At 64.9% G+C, this 23,791-nt stretch carries 22 protein-coding genes and 1 tRNA gene; 20 read left to right on the top strand and 3 right to left on the bottom strand.

Annotation, left to right across the window (positions count from 1 at the left end):
* Positions 1–270: 270 nt before the first annotated feature.
* From J1C49_RS03335 to lpdA, 5 genes are all read left to right on the top strand, one after another.
* Complete coding sequence (locus J1C49_RS03335; RefSeq protein WP_227444380.1) at positions 271–3,567, top strand: DUF3971 domain-containing protein; 3,297 nt, start codon at positions 271–273, stop codon at positions 3,565–3,567.
* Positions 3,568–3,597: 30 nt separating this feature from the next.
* Positions 3,598–4,662, top strand: coding sequence for a tRNA preQ1(34) S-adenosylmethionine ribosyltransferase-isomerase QueA (gene queA, locus J1C49_RS03340; RefSeq protein WP_227444381.1), 1,065 nt, complete (start codon positions 3,598–3,600; stop codon positions 4,660–4,662).
* A 691-nt stretch (positions 4,663–5,353) separates the two neighbouring features.
* Positions 5,354–6,616, top strand: a complete 1,263-nt coding sequence (locus tag J1C49_RS03345) for an MFS transporter (RefSeq protein WP_227444382.1) — start codon at positions 5,354–5,356, stop codon at positions 6,614–6,616.
* A 125-nt stretch (positions 6,617–6,741) separates the two neighbouring features.
* The gene (locus J1C49_RS03350; protein WP_227444383.1) at positions 6,742–7,326 is read left to right on the top strand and encodes a DUF924 family protein; all 585 of its coding nucleotides are present in this window, start codon (positions 6,742–6,744) and stop codon (positions 7,324–7,326) included.
* A gap of 385 nt (positions 7,327–7,711) precedes the next feature.
* Positions 7,712–9,127, top strand: coding sequence for a dihydrolipoyl dehydrogenase (gene lpdA, locus J1C49_RS03355; RefSeq protein ID WP_227444384.1), 1,416 nt, complete (start codon positions 7,712–7,714; stop codon positions 9,125–9,127).
* Positions 9,128–9,260: 133 nt separating this feature from the next.
* Here the strand turns inward: lpdA and J1C49_RS03360 are convergent, their stop codons facing one another.
* Complete coding sequence (locus tag J1C49_RS03360) at positions 9,261–9,866, bottom strand: HD family hydrolase (RefSeq protein ID WP_227444385.1); 606 nt, start codon at positions 9,864–9,866, stop codon at positions 9,261–9,263.
* A gap of 120 nt (positions 9,867–9,986) precedes the next feature.
* On the opposite strand from J1C49_RS03360, the gene J1C49_RS03365 reads away from it, so the two are divergent.
* Positions 9,987–10,436, top strand: coding sequence for a DUF1801 domain-containing protein (locus J1C49_RS03365; RefSeq protein WP_227444386.1), 450 nt, complete (start codon positions 9,987–9,989; stop codon positions 10,434–10,436).
* Between the two features lie 9 nt (positions 10,437–10,445).
* On the opposite strand, the gene J1C49_RS03370 is transcribed toward J1C49_RS03365, so the two are convergent.
* Together J1C49_RS03370 and J1C49_RS03375 are read right to left on the bottom strand one after the other, a co-directional pair.
* A complete protein-coding gene (locus tag J1C49_RS03370; protein ID WP_227444387.1) occupies positions 10,446–10,730 on the bottom strand; it encodes a hypothetical protein in 285 nt (94 codons plus the stop codon).
* Between the two features lie 4 nt (positions 10,731–10,734).
* Entirely contained in the window at positions 10,735–11,388 is a 654-nt protein-coding gene (locus J1C49_RS03375; RefSeq protein ID WP_227444388.1) for an alpha/beta hydrolase, read from the bottom strand.
* A gap of 186 nt (positions 11,389–11,574) precedes the next feature.
* Here J1C49_RS03375 and J1C49_RS03380 point away from each other — a divergent pair, with 186 nt between their 5' ends.
* From J1C49_RS03380 to J1C49_RS03445, 14 genes are all read left to right on the top strand, one after another.
* Positions 11,575–12,039: an Rrf2 family transcriptional regulator gene (locus J1C49_RS03380; protein WP_227444389.1), complete on the top strand. Its 465-nt coding sequence runs from the start codon at positions 11,575–11,577 to the stop codon at positions 12,037–12,039.
* A gap of 136 nt (positions 12,040–12,175) precedes the next feature.
* Positions 12,176–13,219: a cysteine desulfurase family protein gene (locus J1C49_RS03385; protein ID WP_227444390.1), complete on the top strand. Its 1,044-nt coding sequence runs from the start codon at positions 12,176–12,178 to the stop codon at positions 13,217–13,219.
* Positions 13,220–13,240: 21 nt separating this feature from the next.
* The gene (gene sufB / locus J1C49_RS03390) at positions 13,241–14,785 is read left to right on the top strand and encodes a Fe-S cluster assembly protein SufB (protein ID WP_227444391.1); all 1,545 of its coding nucleotides are present in this window, start codon (positions 13,241–13,243) and stop codon (positions 14,783–14,785) included.
* Between the two features lie 237 nt (positions 14,786–15,022).
* Positions 15,023–15,217 (top strand): hypothetical protein, encoded by a 195-nt coding sequence (locus tag J1C49_RS03395; protein WP_227444392.1) that lies wholly within the window; start codon positions 15,023–15,025, stop codon positions 15,215–15,217.
* 3 nt (positions 15,218–15,220) lie between these two features.
* Complete coding sequence (locus J1C49_RS03400; protein ID WP_227444393.1) at positions 15,221–15,394, top strand: hypothetical protein; 174 nt, start codon at positions 15,221–15,223, stop codon at positions 15,392–15,394.
* A gap of 75 nt (positions 15,395–15,469) precedes the next feature.
* Positions 15,470–15,784, top strand: a complete 315-nt coding sequence (locus tag J1C49_RS03405) for a heavy metal-binding domain-containing protein (protein ID WP_227444394.1) — start codon at positions 15,470–15,472, stop codon at positions 15,782–15,784.
* A gap of 109 nt (positions 15,785–15,893) precedes the next feature.
* A complete protein-coding gene (sufC, locus tag J1C49_RS03410; RefSeq protein WP_227444395.1) occupies positions 15,894–16,649 on the top strand; it encodes a Fe-S cluster assembly ATPase SufC in 756 nt (251 codons plus the stop codon).
* The gene (locus J1C49_RS03415) at positions 16,649–17,929 is read left to right on the top strand and encodes a SufD family Fe-S cluster assembly protein (protein WP_227444396.1); all 1,281 of its coding nucleotides are present in this window, start codon (positions 16,649–16,651) and stop codon (positions 17,927–17,929) included. The genes sufC and J1C49_RS03415 overlap by 1 nt, the downstream gene beginning before the upstream one ends.
* Before the next feature lie 3 nt (positions 17,930–17,932).
* Positions 17,933–18,427, top strand: a complete 495-nt coding sequence (locus J1C49_RS03420) for a YIP1 family protein (protein WP_227444397.1) — start codon at positions 17,933–17,935, stop codon at positions 18,425–18,427.
* Complete coding sequence (locus J1C49_RS03425; protein ID WP_227444398.1) at positions 18,424–19,002, top strand: YIP1 family protein; 579 nt, start codon at positions 18,424–18,426, stop codon at positions 19,000–19,002. The genes J1C49_RS03420 and J1C49_RS03425 overlap by 4 nt, the downstream gene beginning before the upstream one ends.
* Position 19,003: 1 nt before the next feature.
* Positions 19,004–20,224 (top strand): cysteine desulfurase, encoded by a 1,221-nt coding sequence (locus tag J1C49_RS03430; protein ID WP_227444399.1) that lies wholly within the window; start codon positions 19,004–19,006, stop codon positions 20,222–20,224.
* Positions 20,225–20,528: 304 nt separating this feature from the next.
* A complete protein-coding gene (locus J1C49_RS03435) occupies positions 20,529–22,265 on the top strand; it encodes a calcium-binding protein (RefSeq protein WP_227444400.1) in 1,737 nt (578 codons plus the stop codon).
* Positions 22,266–22,382: 117 nt separating this feature from the next.
* Positions 22,383–22,459: transfer RNA gene (locus J1C49_RS03440), tRNA-Arg, on the top strand.
* 226 nt (positions 22,460–22,685) lie between these two features.
* Positions 22,686–23,791, top strand: a 1,106-nt coding sequence (locus J1C49_RS03445) for a calcium-binding protein (protein WP_370639364.1), incomplete at its 3' end; no start/stop codon positions are given.

The raw sequence follows: 23,791 nt of genomic DNA on the forward strand, positions 1-23,791 counted from the left end.
GCGAGGCTGCCTGACAAGGCGGACGAGCGACCGGCGGGTGCCGATGCGGATCCGTCCGACGGGCGGGACGTGTCGGGTGCCGATTCTGACGCTGCTGCACAAGTCCCTGATCACCACCCTGGTGCAGATCCTGGTGAGGGCGCGTCTGCGCGCGGGGGCGGGGTTGGATCGCAAACTGCGGCAGCGGGTGCGGCGACCTCGGCCGGGCAGGCGTCAGCCGCCACCCGCGATGCCGGCGGGCGCGCGGATCCGACGCCCACGGGCCCTGTCTTGCGGGCCGATGCCGTGCAGGCGCTGACCCCGGCGCAACGGCCCGGCCGTGCGGGCCGCAGGCGGCGGCGGGCGAAAGGCCTGCTCATCGCGATGCTGGCCTTGATGATACTCGCGGGGGCCGGTGCGGCGCTGGTTGTCGGGCGGACGCTGGATGCGCCGGACTGGCTGCGCGAGCGCATCGAAGCGCGCATCGTCCAGACCCTGCCGGGGATCGGTGTCGGCTCTGGCAATATGAGCCTGCGCATCGAGCGCAACGGCGTGGCGCGGGTGATCCTGTGGGACGTGGATATCCGCAACGCGCGCGGAGAGCCGATCGCAACCCTGTCGGATTTCGAGGCGGGCTTTGCACCCGCAGGCCTGATCCGCGGCCAGCTCGAACTGCGCGAGGCCCATCTCTCGGGGGCGTTTCTCACGGTGACGCGCAGCCCGGACGGCACGCTTGGGCTTGCGCTGGGTGATGCCTTTGCGGCGGGCACGCAGGCACCGGATCTGGGCGCGCTGATCGAGCAGATCGACGCGGCCTTCGCAGATCCGCGCCTCGCGCAGCTCGACAGCGTATCGGCGGACGGGTTGACGATCCGCTACGAGGATCTGCGCGCGCGGCGCGGCTGGACCGTGGATGGCGGGCGGCTGCGGGTGTCACGCGATGCCGATGTCCTCGATTTCTCCGGCGATCTTGCGCTGCTGTCGGGCGGCGACGGCGTGGCCTCGATCGAGGTGAACGCGGCGAGCCCGATCGGCGCGCGCACCATCGAATTCGGGGTCAATCTGCGCGATCTCGCGGCGCGCGACATCGCCTCGCAGAGCGCGGGGCTTGCCTGGCTGGAATCGCTCGAAGCGCCGATTTCCGGCGCGTTGCGGTCGGAGTTGCGCGCCGACGGGTCGCTTGGCGTGCTGAATGCCACGCTTCAAATCGGCGCCGGTGCGTTGCAGCCCAATGCCGCCACCCGCGCGATCCCCTTCGAGGCGGCGCGCACCTATTTCACCTACGATCCCGAGCGGGCGCTGCTGGATTTCGCGGAGATCACCGTGCGCTCGCCGCTGGGGGCGGTGACGGCGGCGGGCCAGGCGGCTCTTTTGGGCACGCAGAGCGCGCGGCCCGAAGCGATCAGCGGTCAGCTGCGCCTCAGCGAGGTGCATCTTGCGAAAGACACGCCACTTCTGCCGAGCCTCGATCTGGCGGGCGCGGATGCGGCGTTCAAGCTCACGCTGCAACCTTTCGAGCTGACGCTTGGCGACCTGACGTCGCGCGACGAGACGCTGCCGCTGCGCAGCGCGGGGCGGCTTCTGGCCCGGCCCGACGGCTGGCAGGTGTCGCTCGATGCGCATGTGGCCCGGACCGATCCGGCGCAGGTCCTGACCTTCTGGCCCGCCAGCTTCCGGACGCGGGCGCGCGATTGGGTCGCGCAGAACGTCACCGGCGGCAACATGCGCGACATCACCTTTGCGTTGCGCGCCGAGCCGGGCGGCAAGCCGATGACCTATATCGATTTCGGGTTTGACGGCGGGCATGTGTCCTACAACCCGCGCTTGCCGCCGGTCACGGGCGGGCGTGGCCGGGTGACGATTTACGACCACCGCCTGAGCGTGCGGCTGGAGGCGGGCCGGATCGTGCCGGCCGCCGGCGGCGCGCTTGATGTGGGCGGGTCGGAGTTCATCATGCCCGATCTGCGCACCCGGCCCAATCCGGCCTTGTTGAACCTGCGGGCGCGCGGGCCGCTAGGGGCGGTGCTGTCCTATGTGGACAACGATGCCTGGCAACTGTTGCGCAAGGCCGGGCGCGGGCTGGATCTGGCCACGGGGCAGGCGGAGATCACCGGGCGCGTGGCGCTGCCGCTGCGCCGGGGGCTCACGCTGGCGGACGTGGATCTCGACCTTGAGGGTGTCTTGCGCGATGTGCGCAGCGAGACCATTGCCCGCGCGCGCGTCTTGGAAGCGGAGCGGCTGGCCTTTGCGCTCGACAATGACCGGTTGGAGATCCGCGGGCCGGTCACACTTTCGGGCGCCCCGGCGGAGGGGCGTTTCGAGATGCCGCTGGACGGCGGCGCGTCCAGGCTCACGGCGACGGTGCAGCTCAGCCAGCGTACGCTTGATCGGTTCCGCATCGCGCTGCCCGACGGGATGATCAGCGGTCAGGGCACGGGCACCCTTGCGCTGGACATGGCACGGGGGGCGGCTCCGCGCTTCGTGCTGGAAAGCGATCTGGCAGGCATCGGCGTGGCGATCCCGCAACTGGGTTGGCGGTTGCGGCCGAACCAGACCGGGCAATTCCGGATCATCGGCACGTTGGGCACGCCGGTGACGATCGACAGCCTGTCCCTGACCGGCGCGGGGCTTGAGGCGCGAGGCGGCTTGTCGCTGACCGATGCGGGCGGGCTGCGCAGTTTGCGGTTCGACACGCTCAAGGTGGGCGACTGGCTCGACGTGCGCGCCCGGCTCGACGGGCGCGGGGCCGGGGTCGCGCCGGGCGTGGAAATCGCGGGCGGCACGCTGGATCTGCGCCGCGCACCGTTTGGCAACGGGGCGGGCGGCGCGCGCGGCGGCGGTGGGGCGGTGCCGATGAAGGTGGCGCTGGACCGGTTGCAGGTCACCAACACCATCGCGCTCACCCGGTTCGCAGGGGAATTTGAGGCCGCTGGTGCGCTTGACGGCCGGTTCACGGCGCGAATCGATGGCAAATCGCCGATCGAGGGGCGGCTGACCGCGCAGGGCGGCGCGTCGGCGGTGCGGATCGTGGGCGCGGATGCGGGCGATATCCTTGAGGATGCCGGTCTTCTGAAGACGGTGCAGAACGGGGATTTCAGCCTCGAATTGACCCCGGTCCGGGGGCGCGCAGGCCAGTATGACGGGCGGTTGCTGATCCTCGGGGCGCGTTTGCGCGAGGCGCCTGCCATTGCGGCACTGCTGGATGCGGTGAGCGTGGTCGGGCTGATCGACCAGCTCAACGGGCCGGGCATTTTCTTTGCCGAGGTGGAGGCGTTTTTCCGGCTCACGCCGAACCGGGTGATCCTGACCCGGTCGAGCGCGGTCGGGCCGTCGATGGGTATTTCGCTGGACGGGTTCTATGACCTCGACCGGGGGGAGATGGACTTGCAGGGGGTGCTGTCTCCGATCTACGTGCTCAACGGGATTGGCCGGTTGATCGCGCGCAAGGGCGAGGGGCTGATCGGGTTCAATTTCAACCTGCAAGGTCCGGTGAGCGCGCCGAGGGTGCTTGTGAACCCGCTTTCGGTCTTCACGCCCGGCATGTTCCGTGACATTTTCCGCCGGCCGCCGCCACAGGTGTCGCAATAGGATTCTCTCTTTGGATCAGGAGGATATGCCGTGAAGTTGAGCGATTTCGATTTCGATCTGCCGGAGGGTCGAATCGCGACGCGCCCCGCAAGCCCGCGCTCGTCGGCGCGGATGCTGGTGGCGGAGGGCGACACCATCACCGATGCGGTGATGCGGGATCTGCCGCAGGTGCTGCGCCCCGGCGACCGGCTTGTGCTCAACGATACCAAGGTGATCCCGGCCCGGCTGTCCGGCACCCGCGTCAGACAGAGTGCCGAAGGGCCGGTGCAGGCGCGCATCGAGGTGACGCTTCTCGAGCCGCAGGCGAACGGATGCTGGAGCGCGCTGGTCAAGCCGCTCAAGAAGGTGCGCGACGGCGAAGAGATCGTATTCAGCGACGCGCTTTCGGCGGTTGTGGAGGCCCGCGCGGAGGGGCAGGCCTTCTTGCGGTTCAATCTTGCGGGCGAGGATTTCGACGCGGCATTGAACGCCGCTGGTGCCATGCCGCTGCCGCCCTATATCGCGGCCAAGCGCCCGGCGGATGCGCGCGACAAGGAAGACTACCAGACGATCTGGGCGCGCCGGAAGGGCGCGGTCGCCGCGCCAACGGCGTCCTTGCATTTCGACGAGGCCTTGATGGCGGGGCTGGCCGCGCGCGGCGTCGCGCTGAGCTATGTGACGTTGCACGTGGGGGCGGGCACCTTCCTGCCGGTCAAGGTGGAGGATGTGACCACCCACAAGATGCATGGCGAATGGGGCGAAGTGACCGAGGCCGCGGCGGCGGAAATTGCCGCGACCAAGGCCGCAGGCGGCCGGGTGATCCCGGTGGGCACGACGGCGCTGCGCCTGATCGAGACCGCGGCGGCCGAGAGCGGCGCGATTGCGCCTTTCGAAGGGGTCACGGAGATCTTCATCTATCCCGGCTTCGCGTTCCGGGTGACCGATGCCTTGATCACCAATTTCCACCTGCCGAAATCGACCTTGATGATGCTGGTCTCGGCGCTGATGGGGCGGGAGCGGATCGCGGCGATCTATGACCATGCGATCGCGGAAAACTACCGGTTCTTTTCCTATGGCGACGGCTCCCTGCTGATCCCGGATCGCAGCGCGGGGTGACGGAGTGCCCGCCCGGTCGGGATGCGGTCGTGGTGATCCGTGGCACCCAAGGGCCGCGCGCGGGATGGCCTGAACCCTGTGGCGTGCTCCGCGGCACCGACGTCGCCGGGGCGGCGCGGTTTGGCTGACAGCGACAGCGGCCCGTCCTCCTCAGAGCGGCCCGTCATCCTGTGCCGTGTGGGGAGCCAATCCGCGGCGACGCATGTCTCCGAGACGGAGCCCGCGCCGCGCGGGCCTGCGTGGCGCCGTCACACCCTGACGCGGTGTGGACACGCGTCGCGTTGCCATGGGGCGGTAGCTTGGCTTGTGAGCCGCGCGTGTCTGCGGCGGCGGCGTTTTCGGCGAAGAGTCTTTGTATTACGGTGCGTCGCGCAAGGGCTCCGGGGGAGCGCGCCTGCGGTGACAGCGTTTCGAGCGGGTGCCTGCGCCGCTGGGGCGAGCGGCACCATAACCAAGGGCGGATGGATCCTGGCGTCTGAAATGCGGCCCGCGCGGGGCGCACCCACAGGGCGGATGCACGCAGCAAGGATGACCCGAACGCGGACGATCGCTTTTTGAGCGGATGCCGCCCGGGGCCATGGGCGACATAGCCCTCGGCGAAATGTCGTTTGTGGGCGTGTCATTGGCCACGGGTCTTGTTAGGGCGGGGCCGAGGCAGGCCGCAGGATTCGCAAATAATGGAGCACAGGTCGTGATTGAGGTTATCCGCAACAGTTGGGCGTTGCTTCTGGGCATGACGCTATTGATGGTGGGCAACGGGTTGCAGGGCTCGCTGCTCGGGGTGCGTGGCCCGGCGGCCGGGTTCTCCTCGCTTGAGATGTCCATCATCATGTCCGGCTATTTCGCCGGGTTTCTTCTGGCGTCGGAGATCACGCCCAAGATGATCCGCCGGGTCGGCCACGTGCGGGTCTTTGCGGCGCTGGGTTCGCTGGTTTCGGCGGTGTTGATCCTGTTTCCGGCCTTTGAGCATCCGATCACCTGGACGATGGGGCGCGTGGCGCTGGGCTTTTGTTTCTGCGGCGTCTACGTGACGGCGGAGAGCTGGCTCAACAATGCGTCGTCGAACGAGACCCGTGGTCAGGCCCTGTCGCTTTACATGGTCATGCAGATGGCCGGTGTGATCATGGCGCAGGGGCTTCTCGTGGTGCCCGATGACTCGGGTTTCCTGTTGTTCATCATCCCGTCGGTTTTGGTGTCCATCGCCTTCGCACCGATCCTGCTGTCGGTCTCACCGACGCCGGCCTTCGAGAGCACCAAGGGCATGAAGCTGCGCGAGCTTTATGGGGTCTCTCCGCTCGGCTGTGTCGGGCTCTTTCTTCTGGGTGGCGTGTTTTCCGCACAGTTCGGCATGGCGGCGGTGTATGGCGCGCAGGCCGGGCTGACGCTTGGCCAGATCTCGATTTTCGTCGCGGCGTTCTATGTCGGCGCGCTGGTCATGCAATACCCGCTGGGCTGGATTTCCGACCGGGTGGACCGACGCAAGCTGATCATGATTGTTGCTCTCATGGGGGGCTTTGCGGCGGTCGCGGCATTCCTGTCCGGCGGCGCGTTCTGGATGGTCACAGCGGCGGCTGTCCTGATCGGCGGCAGCGCGAACCCGCTTTATTCCCTGCTGCTGGCCTATACCAATGACTTCCTCGAAACCGAGGCGATGGCGAGCGCGTCGGCGGGCTTGCTTTTCATCAACGGGCTTGGCGCCATCGCCGGGCCGCTCATCATCGGCTATGCGATGCAGACCGCGGGGCCTCCGGGGTTCTTCATGCTGATCGCGGTTTTGCTTCTGGGATTGGGCGCATACGCGGCCTACCGGATGACACAGCGGGCCGCGCCCTCGGTGGATGACACGGCTGCCTATGCGCCGATCACCGCCGCCGCGACACCGGTGGCCGTGGCCTATGCGCAAGAATACGCCATCGAGACCGCCGAAGCCGAAGAGGAGGCGCGCGAGGCTTGAGTTCCTGTCGCACTTGGTCAGATTTTGTGATTTCAACCTCTTGGTTGACGCAAGGTAGCGTTTACATGTGATCGGATGCATCGAAATGCTGCGAGACATTGGGGGACGCGCAAGGAGTGGAACGAATGGCGACACCCGAAGACATTCTGGCCTTCTGGCTGGATGAGACCGGCCCCGAGGGGTGGTACAAGCAAGACGCAGCCCTGGATCAGACGATCCGCGAGCGGTTTGAAGAGACATGGCACGGCGCGATGGAGGGGCGGTTTGCCCTGTGGCTCACCTATCCCACCGGGACGCTGGCCTATATCATCCTGACGGACCAGTTTTCGCGCAACATGTTCCGCGGCACCCGTGAGGCCTTCGCCTCTGATCGGGTGGCGCTCGCAGCGGCGAAACAGGCGATCCACCGGGGGTGGGATCTCAGGATTGACGAACCGGCGCGACAGTTCTTCTACATGCCGCTGACCCATTCGGAGAACCTGTGCGATCAGGATCGCTGCGTGCGGCTCATGAAGGAGCGCCTGCCGTCGATGAAAGGCAACCTGCTGCACGCGCGGGCGCATCGCGAGGTGATCCGCCAGTTTGGCCGGTTCCCCTTCCGCAACGAGGCGCTGGGACGCAGTTTTTCCGCGCCGGAGCGCCGGTTCCTCGACGAGGATGGCGGTTACGGCGGTGTGGTGCGGGCGCTGGACGTCAAACAGGCCGCGTAAAGCGGCCCCGACGCTTCCGTCACCAGGCAGATCAGACGAGCAAAGGCGCGCGCCGGAAACGGCCGCGCCTTTCTTGTGTGCGCTGTGTCGCCAGCGGATCGCAATGCGGTAGGCCGGCCTGCGCCAGCGGCGACCGGGCGATGCTTGGTGATGCGTGGTGATGGGTGAAGGTGGCGATACGTTGTGACGCCTGGCGATAGCTGAAGGTGGTGATGCGCGTTGAAGCTTGGTGATACGTGCCGATGCTTGGCGATAGGTGGCGATGCGCGCGACAGGCACCGGCCTCGGGCCTGTGCCGGTGGCGCGAAGAGCGCGCAAAAACCGGTTTCCCCTTGCGGGATTGCGCTTTAGCCTTGCCGCGACGATCTGCACCGGGGAGGACAGCATGGCGACTGAGGCAAATCCGAAGGCCGAGGCCTTTGACATGGTGGTCATTGGCGCGGGGCCGGGGGGCTATGTCGCCGCGATAAGAGGCGCGCAGCTGGGGCTCAAGGTCGCCGTGGTGGAGCGCGAGCATATGGGCGGCATCTGCCTCAACTGGGGATGTATTCCCACCAAGGCGATGCTGCGTTCCGCGGAGGTGTTTCACCTGATGCAGCGGGCGGGGGAGTTCGGCCTGAGCGCGCAGGGCGTCGGCTTTGATCTCGACGCGGTGGTCAAGCGGTCGCGCGGAGTGGCCGGACAGCTCAACGCCGGGATCGGGCATCTGCTCAAGAAGAACAAGGTCACCGCGATCATGGGCGTGGCCAGCCTCCCACAGGCCGGTGTGGTGGAGGCAAAGACGGAAGCGGGCCTGATGCGGCTGACCGCACCGGCCATCGTGATCGCTACGGGCGCGCGGGCGCGCGAATTGCCGGGGCTTGAGGCGGATGGGGATCTTGTTTGGACCTACCGTCACGCGCTTGTGCCGCCGCGCATGCCGAAGCGGCTTCTGGTGATCGGCTCCGGAGCGATCGGGATCGAATTTGCCAGCTTCTACAACACGCTTGGCGCCGAAACGACGGTTGTGGAGGTGATGGAGCGCATCCTGCCGGTGGAGGATGCGGAGATTGCGGGCTTTGCCAGGAAGCAGTTCCAGAAACAGGGCATGACGATCCTCGAGGGGGCCCGCGTGGCACGGCTTGAACGGCACAAGGGCAAAGGTGTGACCGCCCATATCGAGCGCGGCGGCAAGACCGAGACGCAGGCCTTCGACACGGTGATCTCTGCGGTGGGTATCGTCGGCAACACCGAGGGGCTCGGGCTGGAGGCACTGGGCGTGCGGGTGGAGCGCAGCCATGTGGTGACCGATCCGTATGGACGGACCGGTGTCGAGGGGCTTTATGCCATCGGCGATATCGCGGGCGCGCCGTGGTTGGCGCACAAGGCCAGCCACGAGGGCGTTGTGGTGGCGGAGCTGATCGCGGGCGGTGACCCGCATCCGGTGGATCCGCAGGCGATTGCGGGCTGCACCTACTGCCATCCGCAGATCGCGTCCGTGGGCATGACGGAGGCGCAGGCCAAGGAGAGCGGACGCGCCATCCGGGTCGGGCGGTTTCCGTTCATCGGCAATGGCAAGGCCATCGCGCTTGGCGAGCCGGAGGGGCTGGTCAAGACGGTGTTCGATGCGCAAAGCGGCGAATTGCTCGGGGCGCATATGGTCGGCGCGGAAGTGACCGAGTTGATCCAGGGCTATGTGGTGGGAAGGCAGCTTGAAACCACCGAGGCCGATCTGATGGAGACGGTGTTCCCGCATCCGACCTTGTCGGAAATGATGCACGAAAGCGTGCTCGATGCCTGGGACCGCGCGATCCATTTTTGACCGGCCGGGTCTGTGGCGGTTTGCCCGAGAGCGGGCGTCCCTTGCCGCCCCTGACATGCGGGGCGCAGAGGCGCGGGCGCGTCAGGGGAAGACCGCGGCGCGGCGCCTGTCTTGGTGGCCGGGGTGCCGTGTTTCAGCGGCGGGTTCCGGCGAGGCGGTCGAACACGGCGCGGGCGCGAGGGGCAAGCCAGGCCCAGAGCTGCGGCGCGCCGCGTGCGATCCTCGCGCCGATCTGGGTTTCGAAGCGCGGCCAGGCCACGTTGTAGTCGATCCAGGAGCCGCCGCCATTGGCGATGTTCAGGAAGGGCGGCACGGCGCGGTCGAGTGATTTGGCAAAGCGCGCCTCGGGGGTTTCATTGGCTTCGAACTCGTCCCAGATGGCGCGGAACTGCGCCGCCTGATCGGGAGGCAGAAGCCCGAAGATCCGGCTGGCCGCGGCGGCTTCGGCGGCGGCGAGGGCGGCCGCATCGTGATCACCGAAGACAGGCGCGTCACCCGCGTCGATTTCCACGAGGTCATGCAGCAGCAACATGGTGATCACCCGCGCAAGATCACAGCCCTCGGGCGCCTGATCGGCGAGCGTGAGCGCGAAAAGCGCGACCTGCCAGCTGTGCTCGGCGGAGTTTTCGAAGCGCGTGTTATCGGCGAGACGCGTGGCGCGGGTTACGGATTTGAGCCGGTCGGCTTCCCGCAGGAAGGCCATTTGCGCATCGAGTCGGGGGGTGGGGTCGGGTGTCATGACGGTGTTGTTGCGCGGCGGCGGGGCGAAAGGCAAGCCATACCCGCACCGGGTGTGATAGGTTCGTCTTGCGGGTCGTCTTGCAGATCGTTTTAGAGGTCGTCTTGCAGGTCGTCGGGCATGACGGGAGGGATCGGGATGGCGGCGCAAAACAAGACCCAACCGACCGACGCCTCGGTCGAAGACCATCTTGCCGCGATTGCCGATCCGGTGCGGCGCGGCGATGCGATCCGGCTCGATGCGCTGTTCCGGGAGGTGACGGGATGGACGCCGCGCCTTTGGGGCGACAGCCTTGTCGGATACGGGCGCTATCACTATCGCTATGCCAGCGGTCGGGAGGGCGCGTTCCTGGCGACGGGATTCGCGGCGCGGAAGGCCAATCTCGCGCTCTATATTATGCCGGGCTATACGGATTTCGGCGACATCCTGTCGACGCTCGGGCCGCACAAGACCGGCAAGGCCTGTCTTTATATCACGCGGCTCGATCGGATCGCGCTTGAGCCATTGCAACGGTTGATCCGCGCGGGGCTGGATGATCTGGCGCGACGGTGGCCGGTGGATCCGGGCTGAGCCCGGCGATCACAGATGCTCGTTGTCCGAACCGGGGGCGCGGGCTTCGGGCGCGGCCTCGCCGCGTTTGCGCGCCTCGATGGCTTCCTTGACGTGTTCGTTGAGGAAGGTCCGCGCCCGGCGTTCGGCGAGCCGGATGCGGATCGAGGTCATGAAGGCCTCTTCGGAGGTTTGCGACGATGCGCCCAGCACCTTGGCCACCTGCTCGTAGAGCCTGTCATCGCCAAGCGCATCCATCGCCTTGATCGTGTCGGCGGCCAGTTTGTCCGCCAGCTCGTTCAACACGTTCGACATCGGCTTACCGGCTGTTTTCGGTCAGGCGGCGCTTCACGTAGCCGGTCACCGTGTCGATCATGGTTTCCATATGCGGCTCTTCAAAGAAATGGCCGGAGCCTTCGAGCTCTTCATGGGTGATGGTGATGCCTTTCTGCTCGTGCAGCTTGGCCACAAGGGCGCGGGTGTCGGCGGGCGGAGCGACGCGGTCGCCGGTGCCGTTGATCACCAGACCGGAGGAGGGGCAGGGCGCGAGGAAGGAAAAGTCATACATGTTGGCCGGCGGGGAGACCGACACAAAGCCGGTGATCTCGGGCCGCCGCATCAGAAGCTGCATGCCGATCCACGCGCCGAAGGAGAACCCCGCGACCCAGCAATGCTTGGAGTTCTGGTTCATCGATTGCAGGTAGTCGAGCGCGGAGGCGGCATCGGACAGCTCGCCCACGCCCTGGTCGTATTCGCCCTGGCTGCGCCCGACGCCACGGAAATTGAACCGCAACACGGTGAACCCCATGTTGTAGAACGCGTAATGCAGGTTGTAGACGACCTTGTTGTTCATCGTGCCGCCGAATTGCGGATGCGGGTGCAGCACGATGGCAATCGGGGCGTCACGGTCTTTTTGCGGATGATAGCGGCCTTCGAGGCGGCCTTCGGGTCCGGGAAATATGACCTCGGGCATGGGGCGTCTGTGGCTCCTTGTAGGCCCGTTCTCGCGGGCTGCTCTGACAGGCAGGAGAATTCTTGACGAATTCCCTCGCCTACTTTAGAAACATTCTAATTCGCCGGATCGCGTCGGCGGGGCTTTGATGCAGATAGGCAAAAGCACCAACAAGGTCAATTGCCGCATGCCGCTTGGGGGAATGTGATGAAACTGAGCACCAAGGGCCGTTATGCCATGGTGGCGCTGTGCGACATTGCCATTCAGCAGGGCGATGCGCTGGTGAGCCTTGGGGATATCGCCAAGCGGCAGGATATTTCGCTGCCCTATCTCGAACAGCTCTTCGTCAAGCTGCGGCGGGCGGGGCTTGTGGAATCGGTGCGGGGCCCGGGTGGCGGATACCGGCTTGCGCGGGCGGCGTCGGAGATCCGGGTGGTGGACGTGCTGGCCGCGGTCGACGAGACGGTTGACGCGATGCACAAGGGGGCGGGCGCGTCGGGCGGCGCGTCGGGCAGCCGGGCGCAGTCGCTGACCAACCGGTTGTGGCAGTCGCTGTCGGCGCATGTCTACGTGTTCCTGCACCAGGCCCGCTTGTCGGACGTGATCGAGAACACGCTGGCGCCCTGTCCCGCGGTGCCGGCGCTGTTTTCCGTCGTGGATGACGACCGATGAGCGGTCGACGCTTCCGGCAGGCGTGTGCACCCGGCGCGCCCGCGGTGGGATGCGGCCGGGCCATGCCGGCGCTGGGGGCGCTGCCCCCAGACCCCCGGGATATTTCTGGCCCAAAGAAACGCATGGCCGTGTCGCGATGAACCGGGTCTATCTCGATCACAACGCCACGGCGCCGTTGCGCGCCGAAGCGCGCGACGCGATGGTCGCGGCAATGGACGTGGTGGGCAACCCGTCCTCGGTGCATGGCGAGGGCCGCGCGGCCAAGGCGCTTGTGGAGCGGGCGCGGGCGCAGGTGGCGCGGGCCTTCGGCGCAGACGGGGCCGATATCGTGTTCGTGTCCGGGGCGACGGAAGCGGCGGCGCTGGCCTGTGCGGGGCGTGGCCTCGTCGGGGCCGATATCGAGCATGACGCCGTCGCCGCATGGATCGATCCGGTCTTGCCGGTGGATGCGGCGGGTCAGGTCGGCGTGGCCGATCCGGCAGGCAGCGTCTTGCAGGCGGCCAATTCCGAGACCGGGGTGGTGCAGCAGCTTCCCCAAGGTCTGGCGGTGGTGGATGCCACGCAGGCGTTTGGCAAGCTGCCGGTGGCGTTCAACTGGATGGGCTGCGAGATGGCGCTTGTCTCGGCGCATAAGCTCGGTGGTCCGAAGGGAGTCGGAGCGCTCGTGATCCGGCAGGGCACGGAACTTGCCGCGCAGATCCGGGGCGGCGGGCAGGAGATGGGGCGCCGTTCGGGCACCGAGAATGTCATCGGGATCGCCGGGTTCGGGGCGGCGGCGGATGCGGCGGTGCGGGATCTGGCCGACGGTGTCTGGGCACCGGTGGAAGAATTTAGAAATATTCTAGAAAAGGCCATTGAGGCCGCCGCGAAAGAGACTATTTTTGTCGGGAAATCGGGGGTGCGCCTGCCCAACACCGCCTGCTTTGCAGTGCCGGGATGGAAGGGCGAAACCCAGGTGATGCAGATGGATCTGGCCGGGTTCGCGATTTCTGCGGGATCGGCCTGTTCCAGTGGCAAGGTGCGTGCCAGCCGGGTGCTGCGCGCGATGGGATATGACGACACGGTCGCGAGCAGTGCCATACGGGTGAGCCTCGGGCCAAGCACAACGCAAGACCAGGTGATGCGCTTTGCGGAGGCCTGGGAGAAGACATACAGGCGGTTCCGCGCACGGGCGGCCTGAAGGCAACAAGGGGAAGGCGACATGGCAGCACTGGATGAAGTCACGGTCAAGGAAGGCGTCGACCAGGAGACGGTGGACGCGGTCAAATCCGCAGGCCAGTACAAGCACGGCTGGAACACGGATATCGAGATGGAATACGCTCCCAAGGGGCTGACGCCGGATATCGTGAAGCTGATCTCCGAGAAGAACGAAGAGCCGGAATGGATGACCGAGTGGCGGCTGGCGGCCTATGACCGGTGGCTCCAGATGAAGGAGCCCACATGGGCGATGGTCGATTATCCGGAGATCGACTTTCAGGAGCAGTATTACTACGCCCGTCCGAAGAGCATGGCGGAGAAGCCCAAATCGCTCGATGACGTGGACCCGAAGCTGCTTGAGACCTATGCCAAGCTGGGTATTCCGCTCAAGGAGCAGATGATCCTGGCGGGCGTCGAGGGGGCCGAGGCTTCCCCGGCCGATGCGCGCGTGGGCGGCGGCACCGAAGAGCGGCGCGTGGCGGTTGATGCGGTGTTTGACAGCGTCTCCGTGGGCACGACCTTCCAGAAAGAGCTGCGCGAGGCCGGCGTGATCTTCTGCTCGATCTCCGAGGCGATCCGGGAGCATCCGGAACTGGTCAAGAAATATCTCGGCTCCGTGGTGCCGGTGTCGGACAATTTCTATGCCACGCTCAACTCCGCCGTCTTCTCGGACGGGTCGTTTGTCTACGTGCCGCCGGGCGTTCGCTGCCCGATGGAACTGTCGACCTATTTCCGGATCAATGCGGAGAACACCGGACAGTTCGAACGCACGCTGATCATTGCCGACAAGGGCTCGTATGTCTCCTACCTCGAAGGCTGCACCGCGCCGCAGCGCGACACTGCGCAGTTGCACGCGGCGGTGGTGGAGATCATCATCGAGGAAGACGCGGAGGTGAAATACTCCACCGTGCAGAACTGGTATCCCGGCGACGAGAACGGCAAGGGCGGGATCTACAACTTCGTGACCAAGCGCGCCGATTGCCGGGGCGACCGCTCCAAGGTGATGTGGACGCAGGTGGAGACCGGCTCGGCGGTGACGTGGAAATACCCGTCCTGCATCCTGCGCGGCAATGAAAGCCAGGGCGAGTTCTATTCCATCGCCATCGCGAACAACCACCAGCAGGCCGATACCGGCACGAAGATGGTGCATCTGGGCAAGAACACCAAGTCGCGGATCGTCTCCAAAGGGATCAGCGCGGGCGTGGCGCAGAACACCTATCGCGGCCTCGTGTCGATGCACCCCAAGGCAAAGTCGTCGCGCAACTACACCCAGTGCGACAGCCTTCTGATTGGCGACAAGTGCGGGGCGCATACCGTCCCCTATATCGAGGTCAAGAACAACTCGAGCCGTGTCGAGCACGAGGCAACCACCTCGAAGGTCGATGACGATCAGCTGTTCTATTGCCGTCAGCGCGGCATGGACGAAGAGGAAGCCGTCGCGCTTGTTGTCAACGGGTTCTGCCGGGAGGTGCTGCAGGCCTTGCCGATGGAGTTTGCCATGGAAGCACAGCAGCTTGTGGCGATCAGCCTTGAAGGCTCGGTGGGGTAACCGCTGGCGGTCTCTGACACGCGCATCGCGGAGTGCATGCAGATGTTTGAACGCGCAGAGCCGGCACTTTCCGGTCCTTGGACAGACCTGTCTGGCACGGCCTGCGCGCGCGGCATGGGAGCGCGCGCCGAGACCGGAGACAGGGCGGGCAAGGCGGCGGCTCCGTGTGCGTTTGAAGCGGTCATCCGCAACGTCATGGGACCGGGCCGCCGTGGTCCGCTTGGAAGGTAGGGTGCAATGTTTGCAGAAGCCGTGAACCAAACCGTGGGCATCGCGCTGGGCACGTTTCTCGGCGCCATGCTGGGCTTGTCGATCCGGGCACGCTCGGGCAAGCCGCTTGGCCTTTTCAGGGGGTCGGTCCTGGCCACGTCGATCGTGGCCGCGATGCTGGCCTGGACGGTCGCGGCCGTGCTTCAGATCGTGATGGGCTGACCCGTGCGGCTCGTCCTGATGACCTCGGCCATGACGGGCCTGTTCTGCGCCGGGTTTGCCGCGTTTGTGGACGTGGTGACGGAGGCGCTGTCGATGGGCACGCTCATTGCGCTGGCCTTTGTCTCGGGGTTCCTCGGGAGCCTCTTTGCCCAGGTTGTTCTGGGGCGACGACGGTAGAGCGGCACGCGTGGCGGCGCAGGGGCGCACAGGGCCGCGCAGGGGATGAGCACAAGAACGAAAGGGACGACGACGATGATAGTGACGACGACGAACACGATCGAAGGACGCCGGATCACGGGCTACAAGGGCATCGTGGTGGGTGAGGCGATCATGGGCGCGAACGTGTTCCGCGATTTCTTTGCGCAGGTGACCGACATCGTCGGCGGCCGGTCGGGCGCCTACGAGACGAAGTTACAGGACGCCCGCGACACGGCGATGTCGGAGCTTGAAGAGCGGGCGCGGGCGCTTGGTGCGCATGCGATTGTCGGCATCGACCTCGATTACGAGGTGGTGGGTGACAGCATGTTGATGGTGTCGGCATCCGGCACGGCGGTGACGCTGGATTGACGGAAACCCCGGCCCTTCGTGCTGTGGCACGCGGGGAACCGGACGCGAAACGGGATTGGTGCGCAGGCCGGGGCAAACCGGATGCTGCAGAGATGAGGAGCGAAGATCTATGTTGGAAATCAAGAACCTGCACGTGAAACTTGAGGAAGAGGACAAAGTCATCCTCAAGGGCGTTGACCTGTCCGTCGAGGCGGGCAAGGTACACGCGATCATGGGGCCGAACGGGTCGGGGAAATCGACCCTGTCCTATGTGCTCTCGGGCAAGGACGGCTACGAGGTGACGGACGGATCGGTCACGCTTGATGGCGAAGAGATCCTCGAGATGGAAGCCGAAGAGCGCGCGGCGCTCGGCCTGTTCCTCGCGTTCCAGTATCCGGTCGAAATCCCCGGCGTTGGCAACATGACCTTCCTGCGCACCGCGGTGAACGCCCAGCGCAAGGCGCGCGGCGAGGAAGAGATGTCCTCGACCGAGTTCCTCAAGACGATCCGCGCCAAGGCCAAGGAGCTCAAGATCGACGCCGACATGCTGAAGCGGCCGGTGAATGTGGGCTTCTCCGGCGGTGAGAAGAAGCGCAACGAAATCCTGCAGATGGCGATGCTCGAGCCGCGCATGTGCATCCTTGACGAGACCGATAGCGGTCTTGACGTGGACGCGATGAAGCTGGTGGCCGATGGCGTGAACGCGCTGCGCAGCGAGGGCCGCGGATTTCTCGTGATCACGCACTACCAGCGCCTGCTCGACCACATCAAGCCGGACGTCGTGCACATCATGGCCGATGGCCGCATCGTCAAGACCGGCGGGCCGGAGCTTGCGCTGGAAGTCGAAAACAACGGCTATGCCGGCATCATGGAAGGGGCGGCGTAATGGCGGCACCGCAACTCAAACAGGATCGCACCGAAGAGCGGCTTGCGTCACTGGCCATGCCGGAAGGCGGCTGGGCGGAGCCCGCGCGCGCCGAGGCTCTGGCGCGCCTGCGCAAGATGGGTCTTCCCCATGCGCGTGACGAGTATTGGAAATTCACCCGGCCCGACACGCTGACCGGGGCAGAGGCGCCCGCGGCCGCGGTGCTCGATACCTCCGATGAAAGCCCGGTCTTTGGAGAGATGGACCGGTTGAAGATCGTGTTTGTCGATGGTGTCTTCGATGCCGCGGCGTCGGACGACCTGAGCCTTGAAGGCGTGCAGATCGACCGTCTGGAAACCCGTGCCGACATTCATTGGGCGCGTGACATCTACGGCGTGCTCGAAGCGCGGGGCCAGTCCCCGGTGGAGCGGCCGCTGGCGGCGCTGAACACGGCCTTTGCCACCGATGGCGTGTTGATCCATGTGACGGGCAAGCCCTCCAAGCCGATCCATCTGGTCTATCACCATGGCGCGGAGCAATCCGACGCGATCCTGCACCACGTGATCAAGGTGGATGCGGGCGCGGAGGCGACGATCCTCGAGACCGGGCCCGCAGCGGCGCGGTTCAACAAATGCATGGAGGTGGAGATTGCCGGGACCGGCACGCTGCACCACGCCCGGGTTCAGGGGCGCGACCACGAACGCCGCGCGGCGACGCATATCTTTGCGCGTCTTGGGGCCGAGTCGACCTTCAAGAGTTTCACGCTGACGGCCAACGGTGTGCTCACGCGCAACGAGGTCGTGGTCGAGTTCACCGGGGATGATGCGTTGGCCCACGTGGCGGGCGCCTGCCTTGGTGATGGCGATTTCCATCACGACGACACGGTGTTCATCACCCATGACGCGGTGAATTGCGAAAGCCGCCAGGTGTTCAAGAAGGTGCTGCGCAACGGCGCGACCGGCGTGTTCCAGGGCAAGATCCTTGTGAAGGAAGGCGCGCAGAAGACCGATGGCTATCAGATCAGCCAGAGCCTCCTGCTCGACGAGGACAGCCAGTTTCTCGCCAAGCCGGAGCTGGAGATCTATGCCGACGACGTGGCGTGTTCACATGGCTCGACCTCGGGGGCGATCGACGAAGACAGCCTCTTTTACCTGCGCGCACGCGGTGTCCCGCGCGGCATGGCCGAAGACCTCATGACGATTGCCTTCATCGCCGAAGCGGTGCAGGAGATCGAGGACGAGGCCCTGCAGGAAGAGATCAATGGCCGCGTTGCGGCATGGCTGGACCGGCGGCGCGGCTGACCCATGCCGATGTCGACCGATATCGCGGCGACCTATCGCGGGCCGGGGCGGGTGATCCGCCGCCTGCTCGCGCTTGGTCCGCATGAGGGGCGCGCGCTTGCGATCCTCATGGGGGCCTGCGTGATCATGTTTGTTGCGCAATGGCCCCGGATTGCCCGCGATGCGCATCTGGCGGGGGACGACCGCCAGATGATGATTGCCGGCGCGCTGCTGGGCTGGATATTTGTGGTGCCGCTGGTGTTCTATATCATCGCCTTCGTTTTGCGCTTTGCGCTGCGCCTTTTCGGGCTCAGGGTCACCGGGTTTCAATCCCGGCTGGTGCTCTTCTGGGGCTTTGCGGCGGCGTCGCCGCTTTTCTTGCTGGTCGGGCTGACGCGCGGCTTTATCGGGCCGGGACCGGAGCATATGATCACGGGCGCGCTCTGGGCAGCCGCGCTGGCGTGGTTCTGGATTCGCGGATACTGGGTTGCTGCACAGCCGGATACCGCCGACGCATGACACCGCAAGCCTTCCTGTCCCTGGCTCTTCAGACCATCATGGCGCCGCGCGATGTTGCGCGGCTTTTGCTGTCGCTCAACCTCGGCAAGGACGCGGTGTTGACCGCCTTTGCGCTTGTGGTGGCGCTCAACGCGTTTGTGTTCCAGCTGACGCTGATCGTGTCGCCAACGCCGGGCGTGGCCGGGATATTGGCCATGCCGGTCGCCTTTGCGGGCATTCAGGCGATTGTGCTGGGCGCGACGATTGCCGCGATCACCTGGTGCGGGCAGGCGATGGGCGGCACGGCCACCATGACGCAGGTGGCGGTGCTTCTGACGTGGTTGCAAGCCTTGCGGGTGGCGGTGCAGGCAGGTTTGCTGTTGATCCTGCCCTTGTCGAATTACCTTGCCGGGATGGTGATGTTTGTCGCCAGCGCGCTCGGCCTCTGGATCCTTGTGCACTTCATTGACGAGGCGCATGGGTTCGGCCGGATCGGAAAGGCCGCGCTGGTCCTGCTTTTGGCCGTGACCGGCATGGTTCTCGGCCTGTCGATGATCCTGTCTCTCTCCGGAGCGACCGTTACAGGAATGAACTGAGATGTATGACGTAGAAGCAATCCGCCGGGATTTTCCGATTCTTGCGCGTGAAGTGAATGGCAAACCGCTGGTTTACCTCGACAATGGCGCGTCCGCGCAAAAGCCGCAGGTGGTGATTGACGCGGTCACGCGCGGCTATGCCGAGGAATACGCCAACGTGCATCGCGGCCTGCATTACCTGTCGAACCTGGCCACGGACAAATACGAGGCGGTGCGTGGGATCATCGCGCGGTTCCTTGGGGCGCCGGACCCGGAAGAAATCGTCTACACAACCGGCACCACGATGGGGATCAACCTTGTGGCCTATGGCTGGGCGATGCCGAACCTTGAGCCCGGCGACGAGATCATCCTGTCGGTGATGGAGCATCACGCCAATATCGTGCCGTGGCATTTCCTGCGCGAGCGGCAGGGTGTGACGATCAAATGGGTCGATGTGGACAGCACCGGCGCGCTGGACCCGCAAGCGGTGATCGACGCGATTGGCCCCAAGACCAAGCTCATCGCGATCACCCATCTTTCCAACGTGTTGGGCACGGTGGTTGATGTGAAAACCATCTGTGCGGCCGCGCGCGAAAAGGGGGTGCGCGTGCTTGTGGACGGGTCACAGGCAGCGGTGCATATGCCGGTCAACGTGGCCGAGATCGGGTGCGATTTCTACGCCATCACCGGGCACAAGCTTTATGGCCCGTCGGCTTCCGGCGCGATCTGGATCGCGCGCGAGCGGATGGACGAGATGCAGCCGTTCATGGGCGGCGGCGACATGATCCGCGAGGTCCACAAGGACGAGATCACGTGGAACGACCCGCCGATGAAGTTCGAGGCGGGCACTCCCGGTATCGTGCAGCAGATCGGTCTGGGCGTGGCGCTGGAATACATGATGGCGCTCGGGCTCGACAACATCGCGGCACACGAGAACAGGCTGCGCGACTACGCACGGGCCAAACTCGATGGGCTGAACTGGATCTCGGTTCAGGGCACGACGCCGGACAAGGCAGCGATCTTCTCCTTCACGATGAACGGAGCGGCGCATGCGCATGACATTTCCACCATTCTCGACAAGAAGGGTGTGGCGGTGCGGGCGGGGCATCACTGCGCCGGGCCGCTGATGGATCACATGGGGGTGACGGCCACCTGCCGCGCCTCTTTCGGGCTCTACAACACCGAAGGCGAGGTTGATGCGCTTGTCGATGCGCTTGAACTGGCGAATGAGCTGTTTGGCTAGGGCGCGAGACACGGGCTGATCTGATCCGAAGACAGCGCGCGTTGCCCTTGGCGGCAGGGCAGTGCGGCATGGCTTTCCGAAAACGGCGTGGCTTTCCGAAAGGGGCCGCGCCTTTTGCATGCGCGCCGCCCGACGCGCGCCCTTGGCGGCGATGGGCTTCCGGCGACCGTCAGGCGGTGACGGTCTGACACCGTGCCTGGTGTCCGGCGGGTCAAAAATTGCGAGATTCATCAGTTTTTGGTAAGATCTTTTCAGAGTTAGTGCGATTTTTCTAATTTTTTCATATCATCAAGGAGTTATTTAGATGGCATCCTTCAATCTTTTCGGCAATTCAAGCATTGCGCGAACGCTTGCTGCGGGGGAACAGGGCTTCATTGCCAACGGGGCGACACTCTCGGTTCTCGCAGGAACGGCCGTCGCGGTCGCGGGCGACAACGTCGATATCATCGTCTCCGGCGGGATCCAGAGCCGGGACACGGCGATCAACACCTTTGGCTATGATACGCAAATAACGGTTGGTCCGAGCGGCTACATCACCTCAAGCGGGTTTCGCGGCATCGACTTGCGCACGCAAAACGGCTCGAACTTCGAGATCGCGAATGCGGGTCTGATCAGCGCGCCGGGATACGGGATCGGCTATGGCGCTGCCAATTCAAGCCATGCCGTGCGTCTGAACCTGATCAACTCGGGCGATATCTTCGGCATCACCAACACCGCTGTGGCGGCTTATATCACGGTCAATTCGACGGTTCAGAATACCGGAACGATCACCGGTCTGGCCTATGGCATCGACATCAATACAAACGCCAATATCGACGTCTGGAACAGTGGCACGATCACCGGCAATGCCGGCGCGATTGCCCTTTTCGGCAACGATTCCCAATCCGACGTCTACAATTCCGGGACGCTGAACGGGGGCGTGTTTACAGCCCGGGGCGACGATATGCTCGTCAATACCGGCCTTGTCATCGGCGATGCGGAGTTCGGTCAGGACCAGGACCTTTATGACGGCCGGTTTGGCACCATCACAGGCTATGTGGATGGCGGCGATGGTGATGACACGATCCTGGGGGGCGAGGCGGATGACGATCTGCGCGGGCAGTTCGGCAATGACCTCATCCGGGGCCGGGAGGGTGATGACACCGTCACCGGCGGCGAAGGAGAGGACACGCTCTCTGGCAACGATGGCAATGACAGCCTTCTGGGGGACGGTGAGAACGATACGCTCATGGGCGGCGACGGTGATGACGTTCTCAACGGCGGGAACGCCAATGACCGGCTTGAGGGCGGCAAAGGCGCGGACACGCTGATCGGCGGCGCGGGCGATGACCGCATGGAGGGTGGCGCGGGTGACGACACCATGAATGGCTCCAGCGGGACGGATACGATCATCTTTCCCGGTCTTTACACGCCCGTGGTTGTCGATCTCGAGGCCGGAACGGCCACCAATGGCGGCGATCTTGATATTCTCTTCGGGATCGAGAACGTCTTTGGATCCGCCGCGAATGACACGATTGTCGGCAGCCATGCGGCCTCCAATCGGCTTGAGGGCAGCGACGGTGACGATGACATCTTTGGCCTCGATGGCAACGATACGATCCTTGGCGGCAATGACGATGACCGTCTTTACGGCGACAATGGGGGCGATCGGATCTTTGGCGGCTTCGGTGACGATTTCATCGATGGCGGCCCGGGGCGTGACCTTCTCGAAGGCGGACCGGGGGCAGACAACTTCGTCTTCCGGGCGACCAGTCACACGCCAGTCGGCCAGTTTCTGCGGGACGAGGTGCGCGATTTCGACGATGCGGAGGGCGATATCATCAACCTGTTCCTGATTGACGCCAATGTCACCGCCGGGGGCAATCAGGCCTTCACCGTGGTGCCGGGCTTTACCGGATCTCCGGGTGAGTTGACGCTGCTCAACACCGTGATCGGCGGCCAGCCGGTCACGATTGCGAGCATGGACACAACGGGCAACGGGTCTGCCAATGGTCAGATCTATATCAACGGCACGCTGGACGCGTCCGATTTCCTGCTGTGACACCGTTGAGGCGCGGGCGGGATCGTTTCCGCCCACCCTCTGCACCGGGAATTCCAGCGTCGCACCGCGATATTTGCGATTGCGGGGCGGTTTGGTTTGGCCTAAACCACCCCACAGGCACCCATAGCTCAGCTGGATAGAGCGCTGCCCTCCGAAGGCAGAGGCCTGAGGTTCGAATCCTCATGGGTGCGCCATTTCCCTGTCCCGGTGATATACTAGCCAAGGCTGCGCGTTTCGCGAGGCCGGGCCTGTGCGGTGCTGTGGCGCTGCGCTGTCGCCGCTGCGACGCCCGCTGCGCGGTTTTGGTTCGCCGATTGTTGCGAGACGGGCATAAACGCGTTTCTTGTGCGACTATTGCGAAGTCTGCCCGGCGATGCCGGGCCACTATAACGTTTTTTGCGATATCAAGGAGCCTTTCAAATGCCTTCATTTTTCATTTCGGCGTCTTCGAGCACGACGCGCACCTTGAACGATTTCGAAACCGGAATCGTCGGATCCGGGGCTACGCTCGCGACCACCACCAATAACGGGCTCGTCACCATGGATGGGTTCTTCTCGGAGTTGTTTGTGGATGGGTCGCTGATCGGAGGTGGTCCCGCGGTGCAAATCCTCGACAATCCGAGCGTTCTCATTTCTGTCGGTCAAAACGGGTCGATCATGGGGGGCAACTCCGGTGTGGCGGGTTTGATCGCGAGCAGCGGAAACATGATGCTCGCGAATGACGGGCTGATCAGCGGCCGCGACTCGGCCTTCGAAGTCGATGTGCTGAACGTGCCGCAGGTGTCGATCAACGCGACCAACAGCGGCCAGATGACTGCGGTGCTCGGCACGGTTTTCAAGATGACGGTGACCGATGATTCCGCGCTTTTGAATTCCGGAGCCATTACCGGCAAGAACGCGGTGCACTGGGAAAACCAGGCGGGTCCGCGGACGGTCAGCACCACGAATTTGGGCACAATCGCGGCAACGGATACGGCCTTTTTGAGTGACAGCAGCGACCAGATTGACCTGTTGCGCAACAGTGGCACCATCAGCGGCACCGTCTCGCTGGGCGACATGGGCGACAGCCTCTGGAACTCCGGCGCCATCGACGCCGATGTGGTCGATCTCGGGCGCGGGGATGACCTTTATGACGGCCGGTTTGGAAGCGTGACGGGTCTGCTTGAGGGGGGCGACGGGAATGACACGATCCTCGGCGGGGCGGATGGCGACCGGCTCGATGGGCAAGCGGATCATGATGTGCTGGAGGGCGGCGGCGGCATGGACACGCTCTATGGCCGTGACGGGGATGACCGGCTTGAAGGCGGCCCCGGCAATGACCTGCTTTTCGGCAGCGTTGGCGATGACCGGCTCAAGGGCGATCTGGGGGACGACTACCTTGACGGCAGCTTCAACACCGATACGGTGATCTATTCAGGGGTTTTCGCCAGCGTTTTCATTGATCTGGAGAACGGTGTCGCAACGGGGGGCGGCGGCACGGACCAGCTTGTGGCCATCGAGAACGCCTTTGGATCGGCCTTTGCGGA

Origin of the sequence: Cognatishimia sp. F0-27 (assembly GCF_020667845.1) — a bacterium.
Lineage (GTDB): Bacteria > Pseudomonadota > Alphaproteobacteria > Rhodobacterales > Rhodobacteraceae > JAFMPQ01.

Excerpts from the sequence above, each read along its gene's own strand:
- J1C49_RS03415 (WP_227444396.1), top strand. The coding sequence starts at position 16,649 with ATGGCGGCACCGCAACTCAAACAGGATCGCACCGAAGAGCGGCTTGCG.
- J1C49_RS03365 (WP_227444386.1), top strand. The coding sequence starts at position 9,987 with ATGACGGGAGGGATCGGGATGGCGGCGCAAAACAAGACCCAACCGACC.
- J1C49_RS03420 (WP_227444397.1), top strand. The coding sequence starts at position 17,933 with ATGCCGATGTCGACCGATATCGCGGCGACCTATCGCGGGCCGGGGCGG.
- J1C49_RS03395 (WP_227444392.1), top strand. The coding sequence starts at position 15,023 with ATGTTTGCAGAAGCCGTGAACCAAACCGTGGGCATCGCGCTGGGCACG.
- J1C49_RS03360 (WP_227444385.1), bottom strand. The coding sequence starts at position 9,866 with ATGACACCCGACCCCACCCCCCGACTCGATGCGCAAATGGCCTTCCTG.
- lpdA (WP_227444384.1), top strand. The coding sequence starts at position 7,712 with ATGGCGACTGAGGCAAATCCGAAGGCCGAGGCCTTTGACATGGTGGTC.
- J1C49_RS03385 (WP_227444390.1), top strand. The coding sequence starts at position 12,176 with ATGAACCGGGTCTATCTCGATCACAACGCCACGGCGCCGTTGCGCGCC.
- J1C49_RS03405 (WP_227444394.1), top strand. The coding sequence starts at position 15,470 with ATGATAGTGACGACGACGAACACGATCGAAGGACGCCGGATCACGGGC.
- J1C49_RS03370 (WP_227444387.1), bottom strand. The coding sequence starts at position 10,730 with ATGTCGAACGTGTTGAACGAGCTGGCGGACAAACTGGCCGCCGACACG.
- J1C49_RS03350 (WP_227444383.1), top strand. The coding sequence starts at position 6,742 with ATGGCGACACCCGAAGACATTCTGGCCTTCTGGCTGGATGAGACCGGC.
- sufC (WP_227444395.1), top strand. The coding sequence starts at position 15,894 with ATGTTGGAAATCAAGAACCTGCACGTGAAACTTGAGGAAGAGGACAAA.
- J1C49_RS03435 (WP_227444400.1), top strand. The coding sequence starts at position 20,529 with ATGGCATCCTTCAATCTTTTCGGCAATTCAAGCATTGCGCGAACGCTT.
- sufB (WP_227444391.1), top strand. The coding sequence starts at position 13,241 with ATGGCAGCACTGGATGAAGTCACGGTCAAGGAAGGCGTCGACCAGGAG.
- J1C49_RS03380 (WP_227444389.1), top strand. The coding sequence starts at position 11,575 with ATGAAACTGAGCACCAAGGGCCGTTATGCCATGGTGGCGCTGTGCGAC.
- J1C49_RS03375 (WP_227444388.1), bottom strand. The coding sequence starts at position 11,388 with ATGCCCGAGGTCATATTTCCCGGACCCGAAGGCCGCCTCGAAGGCCGC.
- J1C49_RS03430 (WP_227444399.1), top strand. The coding sequence starts at position 19,004 with ATGTATGACGTAGAAGCAATCCGCCGGGATTTTCCGATTCTTGCGCGT.
- J1C49_RS03425 (WP_227444398.1), top strand. The coding sequence starts at position 18,424 with ATGACACCGCAAGCCTTCCTGTCCCTGGCTCTTCAGACCATCATGGCG.